Origin of the sequence: Mesobacillus subterraneus (assembly GCF_023715485.1) — a bacterium.
GTDB classification, from domain to species: Bacteria; Bacillota; Bacilli; order Bacillales; family Cytobacillaceae; genus Mesobacillus; species Mesobacillus subterraneus_B.
In genome coordinates, this window is the sequence record NZ_JAMBOF010000004.1 from 216,369 (window position 1) to 239,473 (window position 23,105).

The following is a 23,105-nucleotide window of genomic DNA, read 5'->3' on the forward strand; positions in this document are numbered from 1 at the left end:
TTAAACCTCGACTGCCTTACCTTCTTCAACGATATGATAAAGAAGATGTGCCAAATGGTGTACAGGGCCATATTCTCCTTCTTCTTCATTCAGTTCTTCAGTGAATTCCAAATCGTTTAGGTACAAAGCAGAAAACTCATAAAAATCCTTCAGCTCAAAGCCATAGCAGTTCGATGGCTCTTCACTTTCATTCTCATATTGCAGCACCAGATATGATTCTTTGCCTTCATTATCTTCCGCATCGAAAAATACGAAGAAGCCAATATTCGTATCCAGATCGAATAAATGGCGCGTGCCGCCTTCAGAGGCTTTATCATAATCTTCGCTGCTCAATTTCTGGACCGCCATTGTTTCTACCTGGTCATCTGCGTGAAAGTTAACATTAAATGTTTTCATGATTCAACAACTCCAATCAAAAGTAGAAAGCTCACTTTCTTAATAAAACTTATAGTTGTTTTTACAATAGGCTCTGTTAAACACGGCTGTTGATTTTCGTTCCAGGCGCTTCGCTTTCCGCGGGGCTGGCGCTGAGCCTCCTCGTCGCTTCGCTCCTGCGGGGTCTCACCTGACCAGTTAAGCCCGCAGGGCATTGACCTGAGCTTCATCTAACCTGCCCACGCACGATGGAAATGCGTTAGCATTTTCGGAGGAGTCTTCGCGCCTTCCACAACAATCAACAGAGGTTAAAAATCAATATTCAGCTTTAACAGAGCCTTACATTAAATAAATTCATCATGTTATTCTTTATCAGGAAAGAACACATGCTCTGCTATTATTTTTTCTCCGATGGTCAGGATTCCATACGAAAATTCCTTTTGTCTTCTTTTATCCGTAGGGGAACCAGGATTGAAGACAAGAATTCCGTTTGTTTCCTTTAGGACAGGAATGTGCGAATGCCCGTATATAATACAGTCAACCTTGTCCATTGTAAACGTATCGATTGCCCGTCTTTCCGTAGTCTTGCCATTACCATGGCCGTGAACAATTCCGATCTTAAAATCCTCTGCCTTGAAAATTTCCTTAGTTGATAGCAGAGTTTTCAATTCCGGGCCATCCACATTCCCAGTTACTCCAACAACCTTGGCATATTGTCTAAGCTCCTTAAAAAGCTCGATTGTTTGCCAATCTCCTGAATGGATAATATGATCACAGTTCTCGAGGTCCATTAGTAATTTTCTTGGAAGTTGGCGTCCTTTTTTCGGCAAATGCGTGTCAGAAATCACCACTATTTTCATGGATGAACATCTCAAACCCTTCATTCACTTTATCGAAGCACTTCTGTTATGTTACCCGCATAAAGTTGGATTAACCATTCTCAGACTTTTTATATTCAGTCACATCAAAGTAATCATTGGTGTCACTATATCCATTAAATTCGATATCCAAATCGTGAAAATATCGATGGAGCTTTAGCAAGGCTTTTTTGTCTTTCCTGCCGCCTTCAATTGTTATTGAATAATTGGAGATCGCTTCAAAATCCGTCAGTAAATCCGTATTGTCAGTTTGAATGTTCGCCAATACAGCTATGATTTCAGACGCAATTTTTCTCTGCTCCTCCCATTTCACTGTATCAATTCCCCCATATCCTAATGTTGTGTTATACTTTTTGTGGAACTGCGAAATAAAACGGCCTACACTCCTATAATTCTTTTGATCTGACTCTTGTTGAAACACAGCAACATCCTCATTGCCATTGCTTTGAGCTGCAGCTGCATCCATAATCTTCTTGACATCTTCATTGTTATCGGTTTCCCAGATTGAATATCCTCCGTATAACCCAAAAGCCAAAATGAACAGAGCTGACGGTAAAATCATGAGTTTCCATTTACTTTTCTTTTCCATGTCGTTGCCTGCCCCCTGTATTCTAATCTCCATGTTTATAAAAAAGCGATAACCTAAAAAACTCCTATTCTTATATAATTTGACAGCTAATGCACAAATCCCTCTTATTAATTTCTCCGGCTTTTGGTTCTTTCAATATCGTCATGCGAATTTGACCATACCGTTTTAACATCGGAAGTATTATTCCTCAAAATTTCCTGCTCAGTGAAAAAACTATATACGGCCTAGACATAAACATAAAACCAGGTGCGGTCCGCGCACCTGGTTTTCGTTAACTAACTTTATATTCTTGAAGATAAAACTTAATCAATTCTTCAAGTAACAGATCGAGCTTTGTAAACTCAAAACCTAAATCCTGTGCCTTTGAAGTATCAATCGACCAGGAGCCCGGCAAAGCATATGGGGAAGGACTATCCGCTTCCAAACTTGAATCAATGATGGCATTTTTATTGGCAAGGAGGGCAATTTTTTCCGTCAATTCATACATGCTTATATCACCTGCTGAACCAGGATTGATCGGTCCTGTAAAATCAGAATTACCGATTTCAAGTAGAAATTCGGCTGCCTCATCAGCATGGATATAACTATACCGCAAATCAGGGTTTGGTATCCCAATTGCTTCTCCAGCAATAATCTTATCGACATGAAATTTAAGGCGCTCAGAATAATCGTCTTTCGAGACGACAATCGGGAACCTTACGGAGACTACATCAAAGCAGCCAGACTGATGGAACACAGCTTCAGATGCGCGCTTGGCCTCTTTATAGCCTTCATACCCCGGATATTCCCTCCGGGTTTTGTAAGCAATTTCGTATGTATTGGCGTTAAAATTTTCTTCTTTGTGGAGGGTTCCGAACTCATAAACCGCCTGGGTAGATGTGAAAATGTAGCGTTTTACCTTGCCCTTCAGAGCCTCTGCAGTATCCCGGGCCTCGATAGGCGAAAAACATGATTGATCGTAGACGATGTCCCATTCCTTATTACTGAATGCTGCTTCCATCGTCTCCTTTTTCTCGCGGTCCATAATCAGTCTTTCTACTTTATTGCCGAATGGATCGCTCTTTGTTCCTCTTGTTGCAACTGTAACCTGATCGCCGTTTTCTATCAATTTTCCGACTAGCTTTTTCCCGAAATATTGGGTCCCGCCCAGCACTAAAACTTTTCTCATTTTTGAATCCCCCTTTTTCTATATATTTTATTCTGCAAATGAAAAGACTTTTCCTGTTTTAATAAGTGTATCATCTCCAAACAAATTGTATCTGTATAAACACCAAACCCGGCAATGCTTCTGCATTCCGGGTTTGGGTTTGGGCTATTGCATTATGCTTGCTTTTTTTCCTTTGCTTTTGGTTTCGCAGCGGCTTTCTTTTTCTTGGCAGCTGGTTCTTTCTTTTTTTCGGGTTTCGTTCGGTCGATTGATGCCTGAAGCGCTGCCATAAGATCCGTAACATTTGATACAGGTTCTTTTTCCGTAGGTGTTACAAGTTCTTTGCCCGTTCGCTTCGCTTCGATCAGCTCCAATAAAGCGGTTCGATAATCATCTTTAAATTTGTCGGGTTCAAACTCGGTAGTCAGCTGGTCGATCAGCATAATTGCCGTTTGAAGCTCTTTATCGGTGACCTTATCTTCTTCAGGAACATTAGGAACATCAACCGTCTTCCTCACTTCATCTGGAAAATGAATCGTTTCCATGACGAGCGTATTATCATACACTCTGATGACTGCAAGCTGTTCCTTTGCACGGATCATGATTTTTGCGATTCCGACTTTTTGCGATTCTTCAAGCGCTTTGCGCAAAAGTGAATACGCCTTGCTGCCACTTTCGTTAGGAGACATAAAATAGCTTCTCTGATAATATATAGGGTCGATTTCGGACATTTTTACAAAATCGATGATTTCGACGGCTTTATCTTCATTTTCTTTCCTTAATGCTTCCAAATCTTCTTCCTCAAGAATAACAAACTTGCCTTTTGTGTACTCATACGCTTTGACGATATCTTCATTCTTAACTTCTTTATCACATACGGGACATGTCTTCTCATATTTAATTGGTGAATGGCATTCCTTATGGAGATTCCTCAATTTAACATCTTTATCTTCAGTTGCCGCATGAAGCTTGATGGGTATGTTGACTAGACCAAAACTAATGCTTCCTTTCCAAATTGTATGCATAACGTTCTCCATTCTATCGTTTTATTACTAATTTGCTTTAGAAACGGCTTATCATTCGTTAAAACTTTTCCCAGCAGACTAGTTTGTTCATTTTCAGGAACAATATAAATACGACTGGTGAAAGGATGGGAACGATGCTGAAACCAATGCTCCCTACACTGGCATTTGACACCCCCAGAGGGGATGAATGGCGCTATGAAATAAAATTTGATGGTTTCCGTGCACTCCTCACTTGGGATGATGAGATTGAACTGACGAGCAGGAATGGGAAGCCTCTGCTTCCAATCTTCCCCGAAATCAATGAATTCCTGCTCTCATACAAAGAAGACTTTAAACCGTATTTGCCCCTCTCCTTCGATGCAGAGCTGGTCTTTCTAGAGAATCCATACAAGGCTCATTTCGGAGCAATCCAGGTCAGGGGAAGAATGCGCTCTGAAGAACGGATCAAAATTGCGGCAAAAACGAATCCTTGCAGGCTGATGGTTTTTGATCTCCTGATGGTAATGGGTGAATGTATAACGGACCAATCATATAAAGACAGAAGGAAAAAACTTCAATCATTGTTTGAAAACCTTAACCTCCCTTTAACTCCTGATAACGGGAATCCTAAACTTTTGCAGCTGATTCCAAGTGAATCAGATTTAAATAGGCTGTGGGAAAGAATTGTCATCTTCGACGGCGAGGGAATTGTAGCCAAGCAGAATAACAGCAAATGGGAAGAAGGCAAACGGACTGGAACATGGATTAAAGCAAAAAACTGGAAATATGTATCTTGTTTTGTAACGGCATATGAAAAATCAAATGGCTATTTTTATCTATCTGTTTTTAAGGAATCCAAAATTCATCAAATTGGCCTTGTCATTTTTGGTTTTAAGCCAGAGGAGAAAAATGCACTTCATCAAATCATTAAACAGAATAAAACTGATGAAGATAATCAATTCATATACGTAGAGCCAGGAATCTGTCTAGATGTAAAATACTTGGAAATTTATGAAGGCCAGCTGCGCGAGCCGCATTTCCATCAATTTCGTTTTGATTTGACTCCGGATGCATGTACATATGATAAATTTGTTTTTCAGCAAAAGAATCTTCCACCTGATATCGAGATTACTCACCCTGACAAGCCACTTTGGGAGGAGCCTTCTATCCGGAAGGTCGACTATATCCATTACTTAAGAGAAATCTCTCCTTATATGCTGCCATTTTTGAAGGATAGACTATTAACGGTAATCCGGTATCCACATGGGATGTTCGGAGAAGCATTTTACCAAAAAAACGTACCGGATTATGCACCTGAATTTGTCGAAACAGCAAAGTCAGAGGGGATTGAATATATTGTATGCGATAATATGAAAACCCTGTTGTGGCTCGGGAACCAGATCGCCATTGAATTCCACATTCCTTTTCAGACGAATGGCAGCAAAGGACCGGATGAAATAGTATTCGATCTTGATCCTCCATCTCGGGAATATTTTCATTTAGCGATAAAGGCAGCAGTTTACATCAAGGAAGTGCTGGATGAATTAAAGCTCATAAGCTTCATTAAAACATCCGGCAATAAAGGACTGCAGGTGTATATCCCTCTCCCTGCGGATACTTATACCTATGATGATACGAGGTTGTTCACTTCATTTATTGCGAACTATCTTGTTTCTAAAGATCCCGATTCATTCACAATTGAACGAATGAAGAAAAACAGGGGCAACAGGCTTTACGTTGATTATGTCCAGCATGCTGAAGGAAAAACGATAATCAGCCCATATTCAGCACGAGGAAGAGCCCATGCAGGGGTCGCTGCTCCGCTTTTCTGGGAAGAAGTAAATGACGAGCTGAAGATAGAGAATTTCCATCTCGGCACAATCATCCCACGTGTACAAAAACTCGGCTGCCCCTTCCGCGACTACTTCGCTGTCAAAGATGAGCAAAATTTCGATCCCGTACTGCAGGTTTTAAAGGCTAAAAAGTAAGAAAAGCGCAAGCGCCTTGGTCAGCCCCGACAAGCGCCGGAGGGCCGACCGGTGAAGTCGTTCTTTGACTTAATTGAGCAGACCGAAATCGAAATGTATAGCCGACTGTCCAGAAACGCAGAAACTGGAGACTCCGACAAAGAAGCGTTTTTTGCTTCTGCCGGCGGAGTTGAAGTTTCGGAGTTTCTAGGAGGCGACACTAGACAAGTGACTCGAGGGGCTAGTCGCTGGAGCTGGACAATTCTCGTAGTGAGTTTATACTTTCTTACTTCATAAAAAAATCCTGAGGATTGCTTTCCTCAGGATTTTAATTATGCTTGGATACCTCGATTAAAAATGACTCAAATATTTTTTTGCGTGTTCCTGCAGCCTGCTATATTGGAGATCTTCATTAAAATCTTCCTGCTCCAGGATTTCAGCAACAATTCCCTCTTGTTTAAAATCAACTTCGATTTGCGCAGAGTAAACATACGTAGCGTTCCCGATCAAATCGATTGTGTATGTTCCGTCTTGTTCATGGACAGCACACTGCACCATCCCGCCGTTGTTGTAAACATTGATTGGTTGATCCAACTCATTCTCATTAATCAGGCAAGTGACCAGAGTCGAAGCAGACATTGCTGTTCCGCAAGCATTCGTGAAGCCAACTCCACGCTCAAAAGTCCTGACGAAGATATTCCCTTTTTCAAGCAGCCTGACAAAGCTGACATTCACACCATCCGGGAATAAGTCATTCGGATTGTTAACCTTCTCGCTGAGCTCTTTCTGCAAATCAGTTGCTAATTGTTCTTTGCTGACGATTGCTGTTAAATGCGGATTAGGGACAGCGAGTGCAGTAAAAGTCAGCTCTTCTGATAACTGCGGAATTTTTTCCTGAATGAGAGTCTCCTGATCAAGGTTGAGCGGCAAACTCGTCAGATTAAAAGATACAGGAGATATCTCCACCTGGTAGGTTGGGATATCGATGAATATCTCCTCATGCTTTTTCACCTTGAGATTGGCCTTCATTGTTTCAATTACAGCTTCATCTTTGCCTAGCTTTTCACAGACATATCTGCCGGCACAGCGCAGGCCGTTTCCACACATAGAAGCCTCCGTGCCGTCTGAATTAAAGATGCGATATTGGGCATCCGCAACCTTGCTTGGACGGATAAACAAGATGCCATCAGCACCCAGGGATTTCTCTCGGTCACAAAGCGCAAGTGCTAAATCCCGCCTTTTGAAGTCGTCAAACTTATAGTTGCCTTCCGATTCATCTATAAGTAAAAAATCATTATGTGATCCATGGCATTTTATCAAGTCTACTAACATGCTTACGCCCCCAAATTCCTTCGTTATATTACAAGATGCCATAAATCGTGGATTTGTTCAATAAGGAAGGTGGTTAGGTTCAAAATTTAACTCTGCTTTTACCGTTTTCCTTTGGTCCGAGCATTTTCGGGCAATGCAGTCCCTCTGCTTTTACCGTTTTTCTCTGGTCCGAGCATTTTCGGGCAATGCAGACCCTCTGCTTTTACCGTTTCTCTCTGGTCCGAGCATTTTCGGGCAATGCAGCCCCTCTGCTTTTACCGTTTTTCTCTGGTCCGAGCATTTTCGGGCAATGCAGCCCCTCTGCTTTTACCGTTTTTCTTTGGTCCGACCATTTTCGGGCAATGCAGACCCTCTGCTTTTACCGTTTCTCTCTGGTCCGAGCATTTTCGGGCAATGCAGCCACTCTGCTTTTACCGTTTTTCTCTGGTCCGAGCATTTTCGGGCAATGCAGACCCTCTGCTTTTACCGTTTCTCTCTGGTCCGAGCATTTTCGGACAATGCAGTCCCTCTGCTTTTACCGTTTTTCTCTGGTCCGAGCATTTTCGGGCAATGCAAACTGCTTGTATAGGTGTTTACCATTAAAAAGAACCGGCATTTCTACCGGTCCATCCGCTTCTTACGATGCCATTTTCCTGCATTCTTCTGCACATTTAAAGCATGCTTCAGCACATCTTTGGCAATGGTCATGGTCATGTTTCCTGCATTCGTTGCCGCAAGCTTCACAAATATCTGCGCACAGTCCGCAAATTTGGTTGACGAAATGGCTGTTAGTCTGCATTGCAGTGACTGCCATCCCGCAAATCTCTGCGCATTCCCTGTCCATCCTGATGCATTCTGCCATCATTTTTACATTTTCTTCTTTTAAGCATGAATCAAAACATACATTACAAGCTTCAATACATTCTATACACGCCTGGATGCAATCCTGATACTTTTGATTTATCATAGTCCAACCTCCTTAGGTATTTTACTTATCTCTTAGCCTAATTAAATTGGGACTAAACAAGCCTTTATCAAATGGAACATATTTCATTCTAATGATCATGGTACATGTATCGGTGAGCGAGAGCCGCAAAAAAAGCCAATCTTCCCCCCTGATCCAAGGAATAGTCGAATGATAAAACAGGAGTATGCACATCTTTGAAATAACTTGTCCATTCCAAGGGCATCCAACCTCTTTGGAGCCTGGAAACAATTAAACCATGTTCATCAATCAACTTCATTTCCGGGAACATCCTTGACGACTCTTCGATTGTAACTTTCCTCCCATTCCTGACTATTGCAGTAGCAAACTGACTGTTATTGTTCCTTTTAGAATAATAAAAGAATCCCAAAACTTCTTTTTGTCTATTTATCATTTTTATCCCTTTTCCATCCTGGAGCAAGCTTGCTTGCAGACATCCGTATGCATCATAGATTCCAAAGCTTTTTTTTAAGCTTTTATCGATAAAATAAGGCAAAAACCAACGCCAGGATCTCACATCAAGCTCTCTTAATTCTCCTGCAAGCATCCCGTCAGGTGTAAAAAACAGCAGTTTCACAGCAGGTGCAGGCGCAAAAGCAAGGAGCAGATGGTTTTGTGAAAAAAGGGTCTTGTCATTATGACGAGGGAAGGTATACATACTCTCTTCAGATTTGTTTTGATACAAAAGGTATTTATTATAATGCAGCAAACAAACCAATAGGAACGGCACTGCCACCAAAACCAAAGGCATGTTCCAGGAAAACAAAAAACTTGCTGTTAAAATGAAAGAAAGCAGACCTGCTGAAACAATAGAACCATTCAAATTGATATAGGCTGTCTGCTGGTAATATTGCCGGATACTCATATCTATTATCTCCTTGAAGAAAATCTGCTTCGTCCTTTTAAGTCTATTAATCGAGGAGGACAATCATTCGATCTTTTTCTAACAAAATAAAACCGGACAGGTTTTTTCCCTGCCCGGTTCTAGTACTATTAGTTATTGTTGAGTGCGTTTACTGCATTTATGAGACCATGACCAGATTCCGCGTCATAACCTGGCTTGAAGACATCTTCAGCCGAGTTTTGGATGATGGCTTTGACTTGAGCAGGAGTGAGTTTATCCTTACCGTGCTTAGCGATTATGACACCTGCAAGTGCAGCAGTTTTCGGTGCTGCCATTGAAGTTCCGCCTTTGGCGCCGTATCCATGTCCAATTACATTTTTATTAGCATCAAAGAGCGGAACTGTGCTAAAAGCCAGATAGCTATTATCTCTTCCGGCACCAGTAGAAGGATCGTAATTCGGTCCAAGGTCGCCGCCTGGTGCCATTACGTCAATTTTACCAACGCCATAGTTAGAGTAGAACGCAAGATTCTTCAAAGCTCCGCCAGCAGATACCCTGATCATAGTCTGACTGCTCGGACTTCTGTGGGTTGCACCCGTGTCATCACCTGATAATTTCCCAGGACTGCTAAGGTCTACAGCGTTGTTACCTGCAGATCCTACAACAGTTACACCTTTCTGAATTGCGTACTGGATTGCACGGTTGAACAGGTGAACATCTGCTACAATATCTTTGGTTGCATAATCAGGGTTTTGGAACCAATCATAGCCACCAAGTGACATATTTACTACGTCTACGTTATCATCAGCAGCAGTCATCAATGCATCTGCAATATGTGAAGTCTCAGCGCCGCCAGTTGGTCCAAAAACACGATATGAAGCTACTTTTAGATCTGGCCCTACTCCAAGTGCACTCCCTTTTGCAGCAATCGAACCGGCAACATGTGTACCATGACTGTTCTGGTCAATCGGGTCTGAATAGCCTGGAACAAATGATTTTCCACCAGCGTAATTATCCTTTAAATCGGGGTGATTATAGTCAATCCCTGTATCGATTACCCCAACAACGATATCCTCGCCCTCAACTACAGACTTTCCAGTTCCTCCTGGGAGCGTCCAAGATTCTCCGTTGTTTGTTACTTGCTTAATGTCCCACATATATTGATTATAGAAATCCGCACCTTCAGAAAGGTCCTCAACTTCCACTGTCTCCCCTTCAATTGTCTGCTCCGGATAAACAATATTCTCCACGCCAGCCTCTAAAACTAGAGCGGATTTTTTCACTTCCTTTAAGAAATTCGCATTTGTTGATGTAACCTCAACCGCACCCAGCTTGTCCAATTTATCTTCAACTTGTCCACCAGCCTTTTTGATCGCATCCGCATATCCAGACGGCAATCCTTGCTGATCCTTAAAAATAACCAAGTATTTATTATCAGCAGTTTCCGCTTCACCCTTAGCAATACCTGCATTGAAAATTGTTGCAGCCCCTAAAAGCACAGCAAGCGTCCCTGCATAAAGTTTCTTTTTCGTCGACATAGTACCCCTCCTTTTTTCTTAATTTTCATTATATTTAAAAATTTAACTTTCGCAATATAATAAATTCGACACGAGATTATTATGTCTCTCTATCAAAATAGTGCTTTTTTATTATATATTACAAATATTTACCTAAAAAAGATTTACAAATAAGTTCATTGAATCATTTTCCTTCTCCATTTTAGCTGATTTTTCGACATACACTTATGAAAAAACAGTTCTTTCTTCCTGTACTCCAAATTAAAAACCTGGCTCATATTGAACCAGGTTTAGTATGTTTATTAATCTGCAAGTTCTTTTCTCTTAAAAATGATGACTGTTAATGCCAGAACTAAGATGATCAAGATTGAGGCCATCCCTGTTGCCGGCCAAGCATGTTCTGGCCATTTATCCGAAACGAGCATTTCTGATGCGTAAGGCAGCAACTTTGTCGGACTCCACTCCAAAAGATGTGAAAAATAGCTCCCTAGCATGTTAAAAACAAATACTGTGACAAGGGTCACCATACCTGCCGCTCCTGGATGCTTTAAGGTGGCGCTTGTAAAAACCACAAGAGTTAAAACAAGTGCGATCCAAAGTGCATACAAGCCAAAAGCAGCCATAAAACTGCCAAAAGGTATGAATTCAAATAGAACTCCAGTATAATACCAGCTTGCCAAAAAACCTAAAAATAATGAAATAACGACTAATGTAAGTGCAGCAGTCCATTTGGATGTAATATAAGAAATATAAGAAACTGGTTTTACGAGGATCAGTTGGGCTACACCGCTCTTCCTCTCACCGGCTATTGTCCCCATCATCGAAAGCACGATGATCAAAATCCCTATCGTCTGGTATTCGCCGAGACTCATGATAAAGACCTCTTTGGCTGATGGTTCAGGTATATCTATTACTGCGCCTTCAGGCAGCCCGCCAACTGAATCTATGATTTGCGGCATATAATAGGTCGTCAGTGGATCCATTACCCCCAGCAGGATAAAAGTTAGCGGTACCCAAATCCATTTATAATTCCTTGCCATTTCTAGAAATTCTTTGTTCAAAAGCGTAATCCACTGGTTCATTTTTGCACCACCTTCATAAAAACATCCTCAAGGCTGATCGAGCTGATTTCATATTTAAAAAGAGGCCAATTTTCCTTTACAGCCTTGTTCAGAATTGTACTTTTAACCTCTTCAATATCGCTGGTGAAAACGCTTGCTTTGTTGCCTTCAATTTTTATTGAGATAACCTTGGGATCATTGTTAAGGCTTTTTAAGTAATCATTTGCTCTTCCCTGGAAAACGAGGTCAATCTTAGATTGCTGGTACTTCTCCCTGAATTGATCCATCGTCCCAGATTCAATGATTTCACCATCATGCAGGAATAATATGCTCTCGCATACTTCTTCGGCATCATTAAGGATGTGGGTTGAAAACAAAACCGTCGCTTCTTGTTTTAGCTTTTCAAGCAGCTCAAGTACTTCCCTTCTGCCGAATGGGTCAAGAGCGGAAACAGGCTCATCGAGCATGATTAATTTTGGCCTGTGGATGATCGCCTGGGCGATACCGAGGCGCTGTTTCATCCCACCTGAAAACTTGCCGATTCTTCTGTTTTTCGCATCATCGATTCCAACTAGCTCAAGAAGCTCGTTGGAACGCTCCTTAGCTTCTCTTGAGTTTAAGCCTGAAAGTTTGCCTGCATACTCAAGGAATTCCCTTGCTGTCATCCATTCATAAAAAACTGGATGCTGAGGAAGATAACCGATTAATCTTCTGTGGTCCGCATCTTTATTTTCGCCTTCGAAATGAATGCTGCCATGAGTAGGCTCCAGCAAGCCTGAAAGCATCTTCAAAGTAGTCGTTTTTCCAGCGCCATTGGCACCAATCAAAGCGATGCATTTTCCAGGCTCAAGCTCAAAGTTAAGCCCTTTGATTACTTTCAAGTCCTTGAAGGATTTTACCAAATTTTCAACACGGACTAGTGCCATCAATGATTTCTCCTTCCAACCACGAAATACAGGATTGGACCGATGATATTGATGAGCAGTATGACGATTGCCCAGATCCATTTAGGTCCATTCGTTTTTTCAATTTTTATTAAATCGACGAGCGCAACAATCAATAAGATGGCCTGAATAACTAGAATAGGTGCTAATAAACTCCAATTTACCGTTTCAAATATCTCCATATCGGAATACCTCCTCATTTTCTTTCATCCATAAGACGCACGAAGCAAAAAAACGTTCAAAAAAACAAAAAAAAATATCCGGCAAAAATTGCCGGACATCATTGGTCTATAAAAGCCTAAAAATGAATGGGATTCGATATTCCTGGCCTTCAAATGCTTTAAGTGCTCCCACAATAGTGAATACGACAGCAAGTATCCCTATTGCCCACAGCATGAAGACTCCGACTAACAGAATGACAAGAATTCCGCTGACAATCCCATAAACGGTATAAGAAATAAAAAAGTTCATATATTCCCTTCCGTGGTATTCTATATAACTCGAATTGTCTTTCTTAAGCAGCCAGATAATCAGCGGTCCTAAAAACGCAGTAAAAAAGCTGATAACATAAATGCCCGCAGCTATAAGGCGTTCATCATTTTTTGGCATCATTCATTCCCCTTCCAATGTCTTATGTATAACATTACGAAAAACAAGTGCAAAGGTTTCATTAATGGCAAATTTTTTCATAATAATATGAACTAAAGGGCTTGCGCAAGAATTTTTCTGAATCATAGTGTCAAGGCCCAGCAAAATTGATAAAATAATAAAAATAACTTCCCAGGATAGGATGTAACATGAATCAAATTATATTAAAGAATGCCTATGTAATGCCAATAACTTCTGACCCAAAGTCTAACTGCGACATTCTCATTGATGAAGGGAAAATAGTGAAACTGGACTTTGACATTCCCATTGGAGCAGGTGATAAAGTCATCGACTGCTCCAATGGCTATTTACTGCCAGGGTTCATCGATGTCCATACCCACCTTGGTCTTTATGATGAAGGTACCGGCTGGGCAGGTAATGACGCTAATGAAACGATAGAGCCCATGAGCCCTCATGTCAGGGCAATTGACGGCGTCTATCCGCTTGATCCTGCATTCAGTGATGCTATAAAATATGGAATAACCACTGCCCATGTCATGCCTGGAAGTGCCAATGTTATTGGCGGGACTACTTCCGTCATTAAAACGGCGGGGAAAAATATCAAAAATATGATCATCCAGGAAACGGCGGGCTTAAAAATAGCACTTGGAGAAAACCCTAAGCGAATTCATAGTATGGGAAATAAGGATTCTATAACCCGAATGGGAATAATGGGAATGCTGAGGGAAGCTTTTTATGAGGCATTGAACTCAGATAATCCAGAATCCCTGAGGGTGCAGCCTCTGCTTAAAGCATTGAACAGAGAAATCCCAGTCCGTATTCATGCTCACCGTGCTGATGATATCATGTCAGCAATCAGGTTTGCGGAGGAATTCAATCTGGATTTACGGATTGAACACTGTACTGAAGGACATTTGATTGCCGAAGAGCTCGAGGGGCTTAATTTAAAAGTTTCCGTCGGCCCTACACTTACCCGCAGATCAAAGGTAGAGCTTAAGAATAAAAGCTGGAAAACTTATCAGGAATTGACAAACCATGGTGTCGAAGTTTCTGTTACGACAGACCATCCATACACTCCAATACAATATTTGAATGTATGTGCGTCAATTGCTGTACGCGAGGGTTTATCTGAACAGAAAGCCCTTGAGGGAATCACGATATTGCCGGCGAGGAATTTACGTGTGGAGAATCGGGTTGGCAGCATTGAACCCGGCAAGGATGCGGATCTGGTCCTTTGGAGCCATCATCCGTTCCATTACAGCGCAAAGCCGATGTGGACCATGATCAACGGCCAATTTGTCTTTCGAGAATAGTCGAAAAGTCATGTAGATTATTGGCAAAAAAACGCAAAAAAAAATGGTGAAAAACCTATTTTCTTTTTTGAAAATATCTAGTATGATACTCTTTGGAAAGACGATATAAAACTTAATAGATTGAAGTGATTAGGGAAGGCAAATGGTGCGCCACCAGTATCCTGGTTCTAGTGGGTTCGATTCCCACCCCGAAATTTTTTAGCAACTTACAAAAAATTTCGAGGGTGGCCGTGTTGTTACATTCGCACGGGATAGGACTGCCCTGCAAGTGGAGGGATACAAAATGCTCAAAAAACGCGATCTTCATGATTGTCATGAATTATTTGAGCTGATGGCACATCCGGAGGTCTTCCCTTTTGTGCGCCATAAGGCTCATTCATACGACGAGTTTGTTTTTATCACAAAACAAACGATTGAAGCTGAAGAACAAGGCGAGTTGATTTCTCGCACAATCCTGGATGAATGGGGTGCCCCAATTGGCACGATCAATCTTTTTGATATCCAGGATGGCGCAGGTTTCTTAGGTACCTGGTTAGGAAAGCCATACCATGGCAAAGGCTATAACAATGTGGCAAAAGACGCATTTTTTCAGGAATTGTTTTATGAACTTAACCTGGAAACGATCTTCATGCGCATAAGAAAAGTAAACATCCGTTCCATTAAGGCTGCGGAAAAACTTCCATATGTCGTAAAAGCCAACGAAACTCGCCAGGCAATCTATGAGCAGTTGAACGCTAATGAAGATATTTATGATTTATATGAAATTCCTAAAGACCAATATACATTATATTTAAAACGAAATGCAGCACACGAGGAAGAGACTGTTCAATTGCTTGAAGCATAAGTTAATAAAAAAACAAGAAATGCCCTGTTGCCCAGGGCATTTTTCAATTCAATGGATCCTGTCCTTGTAAGCCTTCCCTGTCGGATAATGAGGCCTCTGATAAAAAAGCTTCTAGCTCTGCATCTGTCAAGGTTTCATACCTGCCATCTTCAAAGAAAATCTGTGTCTGGTTGGGATTAATTCTGTTAAGATTAAAGCCTGTTCCCATTTTTTATCACCTCTTTATTTTATTTTCTGCCTATTAAATCTCACCGTTAATCTAGACATAATTAGCTGAATCATGACAATAGTTAGATAATTCTTACCGTATGGGTTATTATTTTCTAATAGTCTTCCCCACTATAATTGCATTATTCATATTTTTCGGCTTCAAGAAAAAAGCCCTAGCAGTCAAACCAGAGCTTTTGTTTACATAATATAATTATAGTCTATTACCATTCGGACACCAAACAAAAGTTACTGATTAGGTAAATTTTATATTATTCAAGCTATCGCTTTTTGTTAACGAAAATCCCATATCTAATTACTTTTCTCTATAAATTTTACCTAGTACGTCTTTACCGCCTGTGATGGGTATAATACTGCCTGTAATAAAGCTTGAATGATCGTTAGCAAGGAAACTGATGACTCTCGAAATATCTTCTCCCGTTCCAGGCCTGCCTACAGGGACAGAACTATCATGTTCATTTCTGGCTTCTTCGATTGCTTTTTCCTTCCAATCACCAATGATATCGCCAGGACAAACCATATTCACAGTAATACCATATTCTGCTTCTTCTAGTGCTAGTGTTTTCGTCAATGATGCGAGTCCTGATTTTGCCGCAGCAAATGCTGACCTGTAAATCCAGCCCGGTGCTGACTCGACACGGTCAAAACCTACTGTAATGATCCTTCCCCATTTCCGTTTGCGCATAGAGGGTATTAGCAAATTTGATAAATAAAAAACAGCGTTTAAATTTCCATTGATCATATAATTCCATTCATGGATTTCATAATCGGCCATTTTTTTTCTTTCTGAAATATAAGGTCCGGCGTTATGCACAATGATATCAATTGAAGAAAATACATTCATGGCTTGCGAAACAATATTTTCACAATCCTCATATTGTGTGATATCACCCTTAATACAAATGTTTTTTGTATGGTAGCGCTTGGTTATTTCAGCGACCAGCTCTTCAGCCTCTATTTTGCTGTTCCGATAATTGATGATCAAGTTTATGCCTTCGGCAGCAAGCTGCAACGCTGTACGCCTACCTATACCGGTTGCCCCTCCGGTAATCAAAGCAGTTTTATCTCCCACAACCTGTACCCCTCATCTTCATTAGATTACTTATCACTATACTAAAAAGAAGCCAGAGGATTTGCAACTTTTAGCATTGGCTAGCTCCTTTTGATTAACAGCTGGGCAGGTGCCTGCATAAGATATCAATATCGATGTTGGTTTGCTGGAAAGGCGGGATAAAATTGTTTCCATGGAATCTAATGCCATTTGACCAAAATACTCAGAAAAAATTTTTAGAAATGAAACCGGATGAGATAGAAAAATATGTACAGCAAATGATGGGAAAGATGCTCCAGCCAAATATGAAGGGGATGCTTAAGCCTGATGAGTGGCTAAAACAAATGGAAAAAAACACAAATGATCCATTGAAGCCCTCTAACAGCATAAATGCAGACATGTTCGAAACTCATGATTTTGTTTTCGTGAGACTGCCACTCAAAGATGAAGCTATGTTGAAGCAAATGAAACTGTTCTATACTTCAAATCAAGTGATTATTGAGCACATTCCTGACATTTCTGACAAACACACTTTAGTATTGCCAGCAACTGTAAAGAGGAAAGGTGCTGCAGCTGCACATAGAGATGGAATACTGGAGTTAAGATTTCCTAAAATTGTGGATTTGCAATACTCTGAAATAGATATATCGTAAAAATTGTATGTAAGCTGGTTTATGGTATTTGTTGCATACCGAATCAACGATCCATCTTTTATTATTTTTGACATCGAGATTTTTTTCTTGAACAAGAAGAACTTTTAAAAATCATCAAACCTGATAATATTCGTGAGTGTAACAGCAACAAATTTTATGAATAGAGCATAATAAAAAAGAACAGCCTGTTATTAGGCTGTTCTTTAATGTATCACATTATTTTCCGATGAACATTTGTGTCCAGTAGTTTCCAGTAGCAACATGACCTACACCGATGTGTGTATAGTTCGCACCAAGAATGTTTTTACGGTGGCCTTCACTGTTCATCCATGCCTTTACTACTTCTTCAGGAGTACGTTGGCCCATAGCGATGTTTTCACCTGCAGAACGATATGTGATGCCGAATTTCTTCATCATGTCGAATGGTGAACCGTAAGTTGGGCTTGTGTGGCTGAAATAGCCTTTACTTTGCATATCACGAGATTTTTCTCTTGCAACTTTGCTAAGTTCAGTGTCAAGAGCAAGCGGTTTCAAACCATTTTTAGCTCTTTCCTGATTCGTTAGTTCAACTACTTTTTGTTCATAAGCACTTACAGCTGAAGAAGTTGGAGCTGCAGCTGGCTGTGTAGCAGGCGCTTTAGCTGGAGCCGGTGCTGGTGCTGGTGCTGGTGTTTTTGCTGGTTCTTTAACTGTTGTTGGTGCTGGTGTCTTTGCTGGCTGCTGAACTTGAGTTTGTGCAGGTTGTTGTTGCTTCCAAGAAAATTGGTAGTTTTTTAAATATTTTTGTAGAATACTATTTATTTGTTCGTTGTTCAGATTGCCGCTCTGATAATAGTAAACTTTAGTTTGTACAGTTGATGCATCTGCTTTATCCATTACAGGATTTGCTGCTAGTAAGGCTGCAGCTGCCGCAATTGATAGGATCATTTTTTTCTTCATTCTCGAATTCCTCCCGAAAATTTAGTTTGTCTCTCTCTTGCATCCTCATCATATCATGGATTTTTTGTAATAAACCTGGTTGTTTTTGGGAAAACTATTATTCTGCAAATAGTAATCATAGCAAAAAAATGCACTTTTTTAATAATCCTAGATTTATCAAGGGATTATATAAATATATGGACTATAAATTTTTACTGGTGATACTTCCCACTTTATAAATGACATATCCAGCAGTTCCATAAATGGGAAAAAAGTCATGATTGACAGCTTTTCTGAGAGTCTGGAAATGTTACATTTTTTTCGCTTATATGACAAAAAACATGTTTTATTACATAAAAAAAGCGGCATCTGCCGCTTTTAATCAATGTTCGCTATGTTCATCCTTATTCATTTCCTTATCATCTATTTCAGAGGAAGTTCCTTCTTCTGGCTCGCTAGCATTTCCTACAATAAATTCAATTTTAGGCATATTGTGCATGCTTCGTGCAGTCACATGAGAAACAAGGTAGTAGGTACCTTCTTCTTTAAATGATTTCTTCAGTCGATAGATGCCATTTTCACTGTGCTCTACTAATATCTTTTCGTGTTCCTCGGCATTCGCCCGCCAAATTTCGAATTTCACTTCATCCGCATCCTTAACTTCTTCCGGTCCATAAGTGACCTTTGCTTCAAATGTAATTTCTTCATTCACCTGAGCTTTATCCGGAATGGCTGTCAGCTGCACATCAAGAAACTGTGGTTCCTCTTCGACCTCTTGCTGTGAACAGGCTGCTGTGAACAGTCCTGCGAAAGTCACCATTATAATAACCAATAATTTTTTCATCGATTTAACCCCTTAGCTATATTAGTACAGTGTAATTATAACTTATGAAAGTGTTAAAAGTTGGACGCATCATGCCTAGAACTGTACGTCCGGAAAGTAAATCCTGACAGTTGTCCCTTCGCCGAGTTTGCTCGATATTTCCAGTTTCCCATCATGAAGCTTCACTAATTTATCTACTATAGCTAATCCCAGCCCAGTTCCACCATTGACTCTGGACCTAGCTTTATTAACCCTGTAAAACCGGGTTGTCAATTTGGTAATGTCTTCTTCGGGAATTCCAATGCCTGTATCCTGAATGTCGACCACACTGCCGAAACGATGTTTGGAAAGCTTGATTGAAATCTTACCTCCATCCTCGGTGTAGCGGATAGAATTATCGATAATGTTCTGGAAAATCTGCTCGAGCCTTCCTTCATCCCCATGGATAATAATATCGGGATCTAAATTTAGTGATAAACTGATATTTTTTTCATCCATTGCAGGACCATATTTAGTGATGAAATCCTCGAGCAGCTGAGCAAGAGGGAAAGGACTTTTCACAAGATGATATTCATCTGCATCAAGCCTTGATAAATCAAGCAAATCAGCAACGATTTTAACCATCCTTCCTGATTCCCGGTTGATGAGCTTTAAATACTTCCCTTGCTCTGCCGGTGTTTTAATCATCCCAGACTCCAATGCCTCACTATACCCTTTGATATAACTGATTGGAGTCCTCAGTTCATGGGAAACATCAGCAAGAAATTCCCGCTTCTTTTCATCTTCTTTCTGAATGGATTCAGACATATGATTGAATGCTTTTGCTAGCTCGCCAATTTCATCATTGGAATGGATATCCACCCTTGCAGAATAGTCTCCTTTTGAGACCTTCTCAGCCGCTTCCTTCATCGCAGCAAGCGGCCTAGTAAGACGGTGGAGCATTTTGAATCCCAGAAAAGCAGCAATAATAATGAAAGCCACACCGCCCACTAACCATAAAAAGGAAAAGTCGACAGTCAGTTCAGAAATTTTGGCAAGCGGGACATATAAATAAATGATACCTTCCAGCCTGCTGTTATCCAGCAGTGGGATTGCAACGGCAAGGATTTTACGGTCGAACCTTTCCTCAAAGCCCGCTTTAAGGACTGGCTCTCCCTTCAACAGCTGATCGCGCTCTTCTTTTCCGATCAATGTCTCATAATCAATAGCATATGGAAGGCATGCACTCAGTTCTTTTGGATTGCTGACGAGAAATACCTCGGATTCAGATTTCTCATTGTACCATTCTACCCTTTGCTTTAATTCATCTGTCAACGGTCCGCCAGCATAATCACTGGCTAGCCGGTTGCCTTCTTCAATTAGTGATTGTTCAACGATATCGACATAAAGCTTTTCATAAAAAAGATATGATAATAAGAATGAATACAAGACTGTAACTAATATCGTCGCGGTAACCGTCAGCCATAGTTTTTTAAACAGGCTATCCGAGAAAGAAGTCATGTTGCCGGCACCTCAAATTTATAGCCAACACCCCAGATAGTTTGGATATGGTCACCTGTGCCCAGCTTCATTCGGAGAGTTTTAATATGCGTATCGACGGTCCTTAAGCTTCCTTGGTAATCCATGCCCCAAACGAATTCAAGAAGCTGTTCCCTGCTCAGGGCTTGGCCATGGTGCTGGACAAGAAAGACCAGCAACTCAAATTCTTTAAGGGTCAGCGGAACATGTTCTCCCTCAACACTGACTCTTCTTCCTTTAATATCGATAGCGATCTTACCAAGTGCCACGGTTTCTTCATCATTCTTTACAAGTGATGTCCTTCTCAATACAGCATGGATCCTGGCGACAAGTTCGCCAGGGCTGAAAGGTTTTACGATATAATCATCCCCACCAATCTGCAGGCCCCTTACTTTATCCCATTCTTCCCCTTTTGCTGATAAAAATATAATTGGTACTTGGGAAAAGGAACGTATTTTACCACAGATTGCAAATCCGTCTTCAAAAGGCATCATAATATCAAGGATCACGAGGTCAAACTCTTGTCCCTGCAGTATTTTCATCGCATCTGCCCCATTCGATGCATGGACACAGCGGAAGCCTGAATTCTCAAGATACATTTGTACCAGATTGCGCATATCTTCTTCATCGTCGATTATTAGAACATTTATGGGATTCATTCTTTTTACCTCTCCCTTGTGACTATTTGGAATGGCCCACTACCCACACTCACCGTTTTTTCGATTTCCAGCCGATCCGGCTCCACTATATAAATATCGTTACTGTCATATCCTGCAATAATAAGCTTTTCAGCAAACAGTTCTATTTCAAACGGATTTGCCCCGACTTTCATCGAATCCCTTTTTTGGCCATCTTCTCCCAATTTATATACCATATTGGATCCATGGCTTAGGACGAAAATATTCTCTTCATCCTTAGTGAAATTAACCGGCATCACCGGTGCAGATATCTCCTTCTTTAACTCGCCGCTACTGATATCATAGACGTGAATCCGTTCTTCAACTGTAGCTCCCTCTCCGTGACCGCCAATCCACAATTCGCCAGTTTCCTGGCTTAATAAAGCGCCCGCAGCTGCTGAGTGAATCTCAAAGCCTGGAAGCTTCTGCTTGTTTTTCAAGTCGATGATGCTCAACATTTGTTGATTGAAACTAATGACGTACAGTTTCCTCTCATTTTCAGCCTCTAGTATTGTTAACGGCTCTCTTTCGGTTTTGAGCTCATCTGTTTCTTTTCCTTCAAGGCTGTAAAAACGGATGCTGTCTCGTTCCTGATCGGCAAAAGCTACTTCTTTTCCGTTTTGGACTAATAACGCATTGACGATTCCTTTACCAGTATCCCATGATTTAATTTTTTTGCCTTTGCTTAGCGAGTATAAATCTACTGTTTCCAAGGTCTTTCCATAAAGCAAAAAAGTATCCTTATCGGGAAAGATGACTCCACCGATATAAGGGCGGTCCACTTCCCAATCAGGTAACTTTCTCCCCTGATCCATATTATAAAATGAAATTGTCATGTCTTTTATGTTCACTGTTGAAATAATTGAAGAATTAGTTGGTATCGGCTCAAAAGATTCAAAAGAACAAGCTGATAACATTATAGTGAAAGCAGCCGCAATCATCGTAAATATCCACTTCATGTTTTACTCCTTTTCTTTCACTAGTATCTCACATAATTATATCTGTAGTTTGTGAGAAAACTATGAAATCGAATCATCCTGTTTAGGGAAGAAAAGCACTAAATAAAAAAAACTTGCCTGTTAGGACGGCAAGCAATAATTTATGTAAATATTATTTCATCAAGGCTTGTTTTTTCACTGCTATTTCTTTTAATTCTTCTGTAAGAACTTCCAATTCCCATGGGCTATCAGACTCAATCTGAAGTGTATCGTTCGTTAGGGTGATTTTAAAATAAGATTCATGGAATCCTCCATTAAACTCGATGCATTGAGCGGAAACTATGCATTTGAGATCACCTTCTTCTACCCAGCACCCTTTTACAAGACTGTCGAAAATCCGTTCAATGACCAATTCATTATGAACAAGTTCTAACTCCAAGCGGCCTAAAGCTGACATTAGAATTCCTCCTTGTTACTAATTGTCGAAATCTTTTATCCTTTCTATCATTTTAACCTTTAACTATCTAGTCTAGCAAGCGTGTTTTCAGTCAAAGCTGTTTTCGAACAGAGCCTAAGTAAAAAAAAGAGACAGCATAAGCCATCTCTTTTTTTCATCTTATTCTGTAGGAGCATTCCAGCTCATCATACCGCCCTGCATGTTGATCACATTATATCCGTAGTACTCAAGGAACTGGGCAGCTCTTGAGCTGCGTCCGCCTGAACGGCAAACCATAACGTAGGTTTTATTCTTATCCAACTCATTCATCCTGAATTCCAGAAGCCCCAGTGGAATATGGATTGCTCCCGGTATTTTACCTTCAGCTACTTCGCTTACTTCACGTACATCTACAACCTCAAATTCATTTTTACCTAATCCATTTTGTACTTCTTCCGGTGTCATCTGACGCATA

Annotated in this window: 27 protein-coding genes; 5 read left to right on the forward strand and 22 right to left on the reverse strand. The window is 40.7% G+C overall.

Features of this window, described 5'->3' with window-relative positions; genetic code table 11:
- The 5 genes from M3204_RS07715 to M3204_RS07735 form a co-directional block, all read right to left on the reverse strand.
- On the reverse strand, nt 1-396 hold the full coding sequence (locus M3204_RS07715; protein ID WP_251480501.1) for a cytosolic protein: 396 nt from the start codon (nt 394-396) through the stop codon (nt 1-3).
- Nucleotides 397-737: 341 nt separating this feature from the next.
- Nucleotides 738-1,235, reverse strand: coding sequence for a metallophosphoesterase family protein (locus M3204_RS07720; protein ID WP_251480504.1), 498 nt, complete (start codon nt 1,233-1,235; stop codon nt 738-740).
- Nucleotides 1,236-1,305: 70 nt separating this feature from the next.
- Nucleotides 1,306-1,842, reverse strand: coding sequence for a hypothetical protein (locus M3204_RS07725; RefSeq protein WP_251480506.1), 537 nt, complete (start codon nt 1,840-1,842; stop codon nt 1,306-1,308).
- Nucleotides 1,843-2,113: 271 nt separating this feature from the next.
- Nucleotides 2,114-3,010, reverse strand: a complete 897-nt coding sequence (locus M3204_RS07730) for an NAD-dependent epimerase/dehydratase family protein (protein WP_251480509.1) — start codon at nt 3,008-3,010, stop codon at nt 2,114-2,116.
- 152 nt (nt 3,011-3,162) lie between these two features.
- Nucleotides 3,163-4,014 (reverse strand): Ku protein, encoded by an 852-nt coding sequence (locus M3204_RS07735; RefSeq protein WP_251480513.1) that lies wholly within the window; start codon nt 4,012-4,014, stop codon nt 3,163-3,165.
- Nucleotides 4,015-4,151: 137 nt separating this feature from the next.
- Between M3204_RS07735 and M3204_RS07740 the strand changes: the two genes are divergently transcribed.
- On the forward strand, nt 4,152-5,981 hold the full coding sequence (locus M3204_RS07740) for a DNA ligase D (RefSeq protein WP_251480761.1): 1,830 nt from the start codon (nt 4,152-4,154) through the stop codon (nt 5,979-5,981).
- Between the two features lie 51 nt (nt 5,982-6,032).
- Entirely contained in the window at nt 6,033-6,257 is a 225-nt protein-coding gene (locus M3204_RS07745) for a hypothetical protein (RefSeq protein WP_251480516.1), read from the forward strand.
- 54 nt (nt 6,258-6,311) lie between these two features.
- Here the strand turns inward: M3204_RS07745 and dapF are convergent, their stop codons facing one another.
- From dapF to M3204_RS07785, 8 genes are all read right to left on the reverse strand, one after another.
- On the reverse strand, nt 6,312-7,292 hold the full coding sequence (dapF, locus tag M3204_RS07750) for a diaminopimelate epimerase (RefSeq protein ID WP_251480519.1): 981 nt from the start codon (nt 7,290-7,292) through the stop codon (nt 6,312-6,314).
- Nucleotides 7,293-7,908: 616 nt separating this feature from the next.
- Entirely contained in the window at nt 7,909-8,238 is a 330-nt protein-coding gene (locus tag M3204_RS07755) for a four-helix bundle copper-binding protein (RefSeq protein WP_251480522.1), read from the reverse strand.
- Between the two features lie 88 nt (nt 8,239-8,326).
- The gene (locus M3204_RS07760) at nt 8,327-9,121 is read right to left on the reverse strand and encodes a hypothetical protein (protein ID WP_251480524.1); all 795 of its coding nucleotides are present in this window, start codon (nt 9,119-9,121) and stop codon (nt 8,327-8,329) included.
- Nucleotides 9,122-9,249: 128 nt separating this feature from the next.
- Entirely contained in the window at nt 9,250-10,638 is a 1,389-nt protein-coding gene (locus M3204_RS07765; protein WP_251480526.1) for a S8 family peptidase, read from the reverse strand.
- Nucleotides 10,639-10,919: 281 nt separating this feature from the next.
- The gene (locus tag M3204_RS07770; protein ID WP_251480529.1) at nt 10,920-11,699 is read right to left on the reverse strand and encodes an ABC transporter permease subunit; all 780 of its coding nucleotides are present in this window, start codon (nt 11,697-11,699) and stop codon (nt 10,920-10,922) included.
- Nucleotides 11,696-12,604: an ABC transporter ATP-binding protein gene (locus tag M3204_RS07775; RefSeq protein WP_251480530.1), complete on the reverse strand. Its 909-nt coding sequence runs from the start codon at nt 12,602-12,604 to the stop codon at nt 11,696-11,698. Before M3204_RS07775 ends, M3204_RS07770 begins: the two co-directional genes overlap by 4 nt.
- A complete protein-coding gene (locus M3204_RS07780; protein WP_251480532.1) occupies nt 12,604-12,804 on the reverse strand; it encodes a PLD nuclease N-terminal domain-containing protein in 201 nt (66 codons plus the stop codon). Before M3204_RS07780 ends, M3204_RS07775 begins: the two co-directional genes overlap by 1 nt.
- A gap of 106 nt (nt 12,805-12,910) precedes the next feature.
- Nucleotides 12,911-13,231, reverse strand: coding sequence for a DUF4870 domain-containing protein (locus M3204_RS07785; protein WP_251480762.1), 321 nt, complete (start codon nt 13,229-13,231; stop codon nt 12,911-12,913).
- A gap of 188 nt (nt 13,232-13,419) precedes the next feature.
- On the opposite strand from M3204_RS07785, the gene M3204_RS07790 reads away from it, so the two are divergent.
- A complete protein-coding gene (locus M3204_RS07790) occupies nt 13,420-14,544 on the forward strand; it encodes an amidohydrolase (protein WP_251480534.1) in 1,125 nt (374 codons plus the stop codon).
- 283 nt (nt 14,545-14,827) lie between these two features.
- Nucleotides 14,828-15,388 carry a GNAT family N-acetyltransferase gene (locus M3204_RS07795; protein ID WP_251480536.1) on the forward strand — a complete coding sequence of 187 codons (561 nt, stop codon included), beginning with the start codon at nt 14,828-14,830 and terminating at the stop codon, nt 15,386-15,388.
- Nucleotides 15,389-15,431: 43 nt separating this feature from the next.
- Here M3204_RS07795 and M3204_RS07800 read toward each other — a convergent pair whose 3' ends face one another.
- A complete protein-coding gene (locus tag M3204_RS07800) occupies nt 15,432-15,596 on the reverse strand; it encodes a hypothetical protein (protein ID WP_251480538.1) in 165 nt (54 codons plus the stop codon).
- 315 nt (nt 15,597-15,911) lie between these two features.
- A complete protein-coding gene (locus tag M3204_RS07805; protein ID WP_251480540.1) occupies nt 15,912-16,688 on the reverse strand; it encodes an SDR family oxidoreductase in 777 nt (258 codons plus the stop codon).
- Nucleotides 16,689-16,852: 164 nt separating this feature from the next.
- On the opposite strand from M3204_RS07805, the gene M3204_RS07810 reads away from it, so the two are divergent.
- Nucleotides 16,853-17,320 carry an Hsp20/alpha crystallin family protein gene (locus M3204_RS07810; RefSeq protein WP_251480542.1) on the forward strand — a complete coding sequence of 156 codons (468 nt, stop codon included), beginning with the start codon at nt 16,853-16,855 and terminating at the stop codon, nt 17,318-17,320.
- A 216-nt stretch (nt 17,321-17,536) separates the two neighbouring features.
- Here the strand turns inward: M3204_RS07810 and M3204_RS07815 are convergent, their stop codons facing one another.
- The 7 genes from M3204_RS07815 to M3204_RS07845 form a co-directional block, all read right to left on the reverse strand.
- A complete protein-coding gene (locus tag M3204_RS07815) occupies nt 17,537-18,259 on the reverse strand; it encodes a CAP domain-containing protein (RefSeq protein ID WP_251480544.1) in 723 nt (240 codons plus the stop codon).
- Nucleotides 18,260-18,620: 361 nt separating this feature from the next.
- Nucleotides 18,621-19,082 (reverse strand): FixH family protein, encoded by a 462-nt coding sequence (locus tag M3204_RS07820; RefSeq protein ID WP_251480546.1) that lies wholly within the window; start codon nt 19,080-19,082, stop codon nt 18,621-18,623.
- A 75-nt stretch (nt 19,083-19,157) separates the two neighbouring features.
- Entirely contained in the window at nt 19,158-20,561 is a 1,404-nt protein-coding gene (locus M3204_RS07825) for a sensor histidine kinase (RefSeq protein ID WP_251480548.1), read from the reverse strand.
- Nucleotides 20,558-21,238, reverse strand: a complete 681-nt coding sequence (locus M3204_RS07830; RefSeq protein ID WP_251480550.1) for a response regulator transcription factor — start codon at nt 21,236-21,238, stop codon at nt 20,558-20,560. The genes M3204_RS07825 and M3204_RS07830 overlap by 4 nt, the downstream gene beginning before the upstream one ends.
- 5 nt (nt 21,239-21,243) lie before the next feature.
- Entirely contained in the window at nt 21,244-22,215 is a 972-nt protein-coding gene (locus M3204_RS07835; protein ID WP_251480552.1) for a WD40 repeat domain-containing protein, read from the reverse strand.
- Nucleotides 22,216-22,366: 151 nt separating this feature from the next.
- Complete coding sequence (locus M3204_RS07840; protein ID WP_251480553.1) at nt 22,367-22,651, reverse strand: hypothetical protein; 285 nt, start codon at nt 22,649-22,651, stop codon at nt 22,367-22,369.
- A 159-nt stretch (nt 22,652-22,810) separates the two neighbouring features.
- The gene (locus M3204_RS07845) at nt 22,811-23,104 is read right to left on the reverse strand and encodes a rhodanese-like domain-containing protein (protein WP_251480555.1); all 294 of its coding nucleotides are present in this window, start codon (nt 23,102-23,104) and stop codon (nt 22,811-22,813) included.
- Between the last annotated feature and the right edge of the window lies 1 nt (nt 23,105).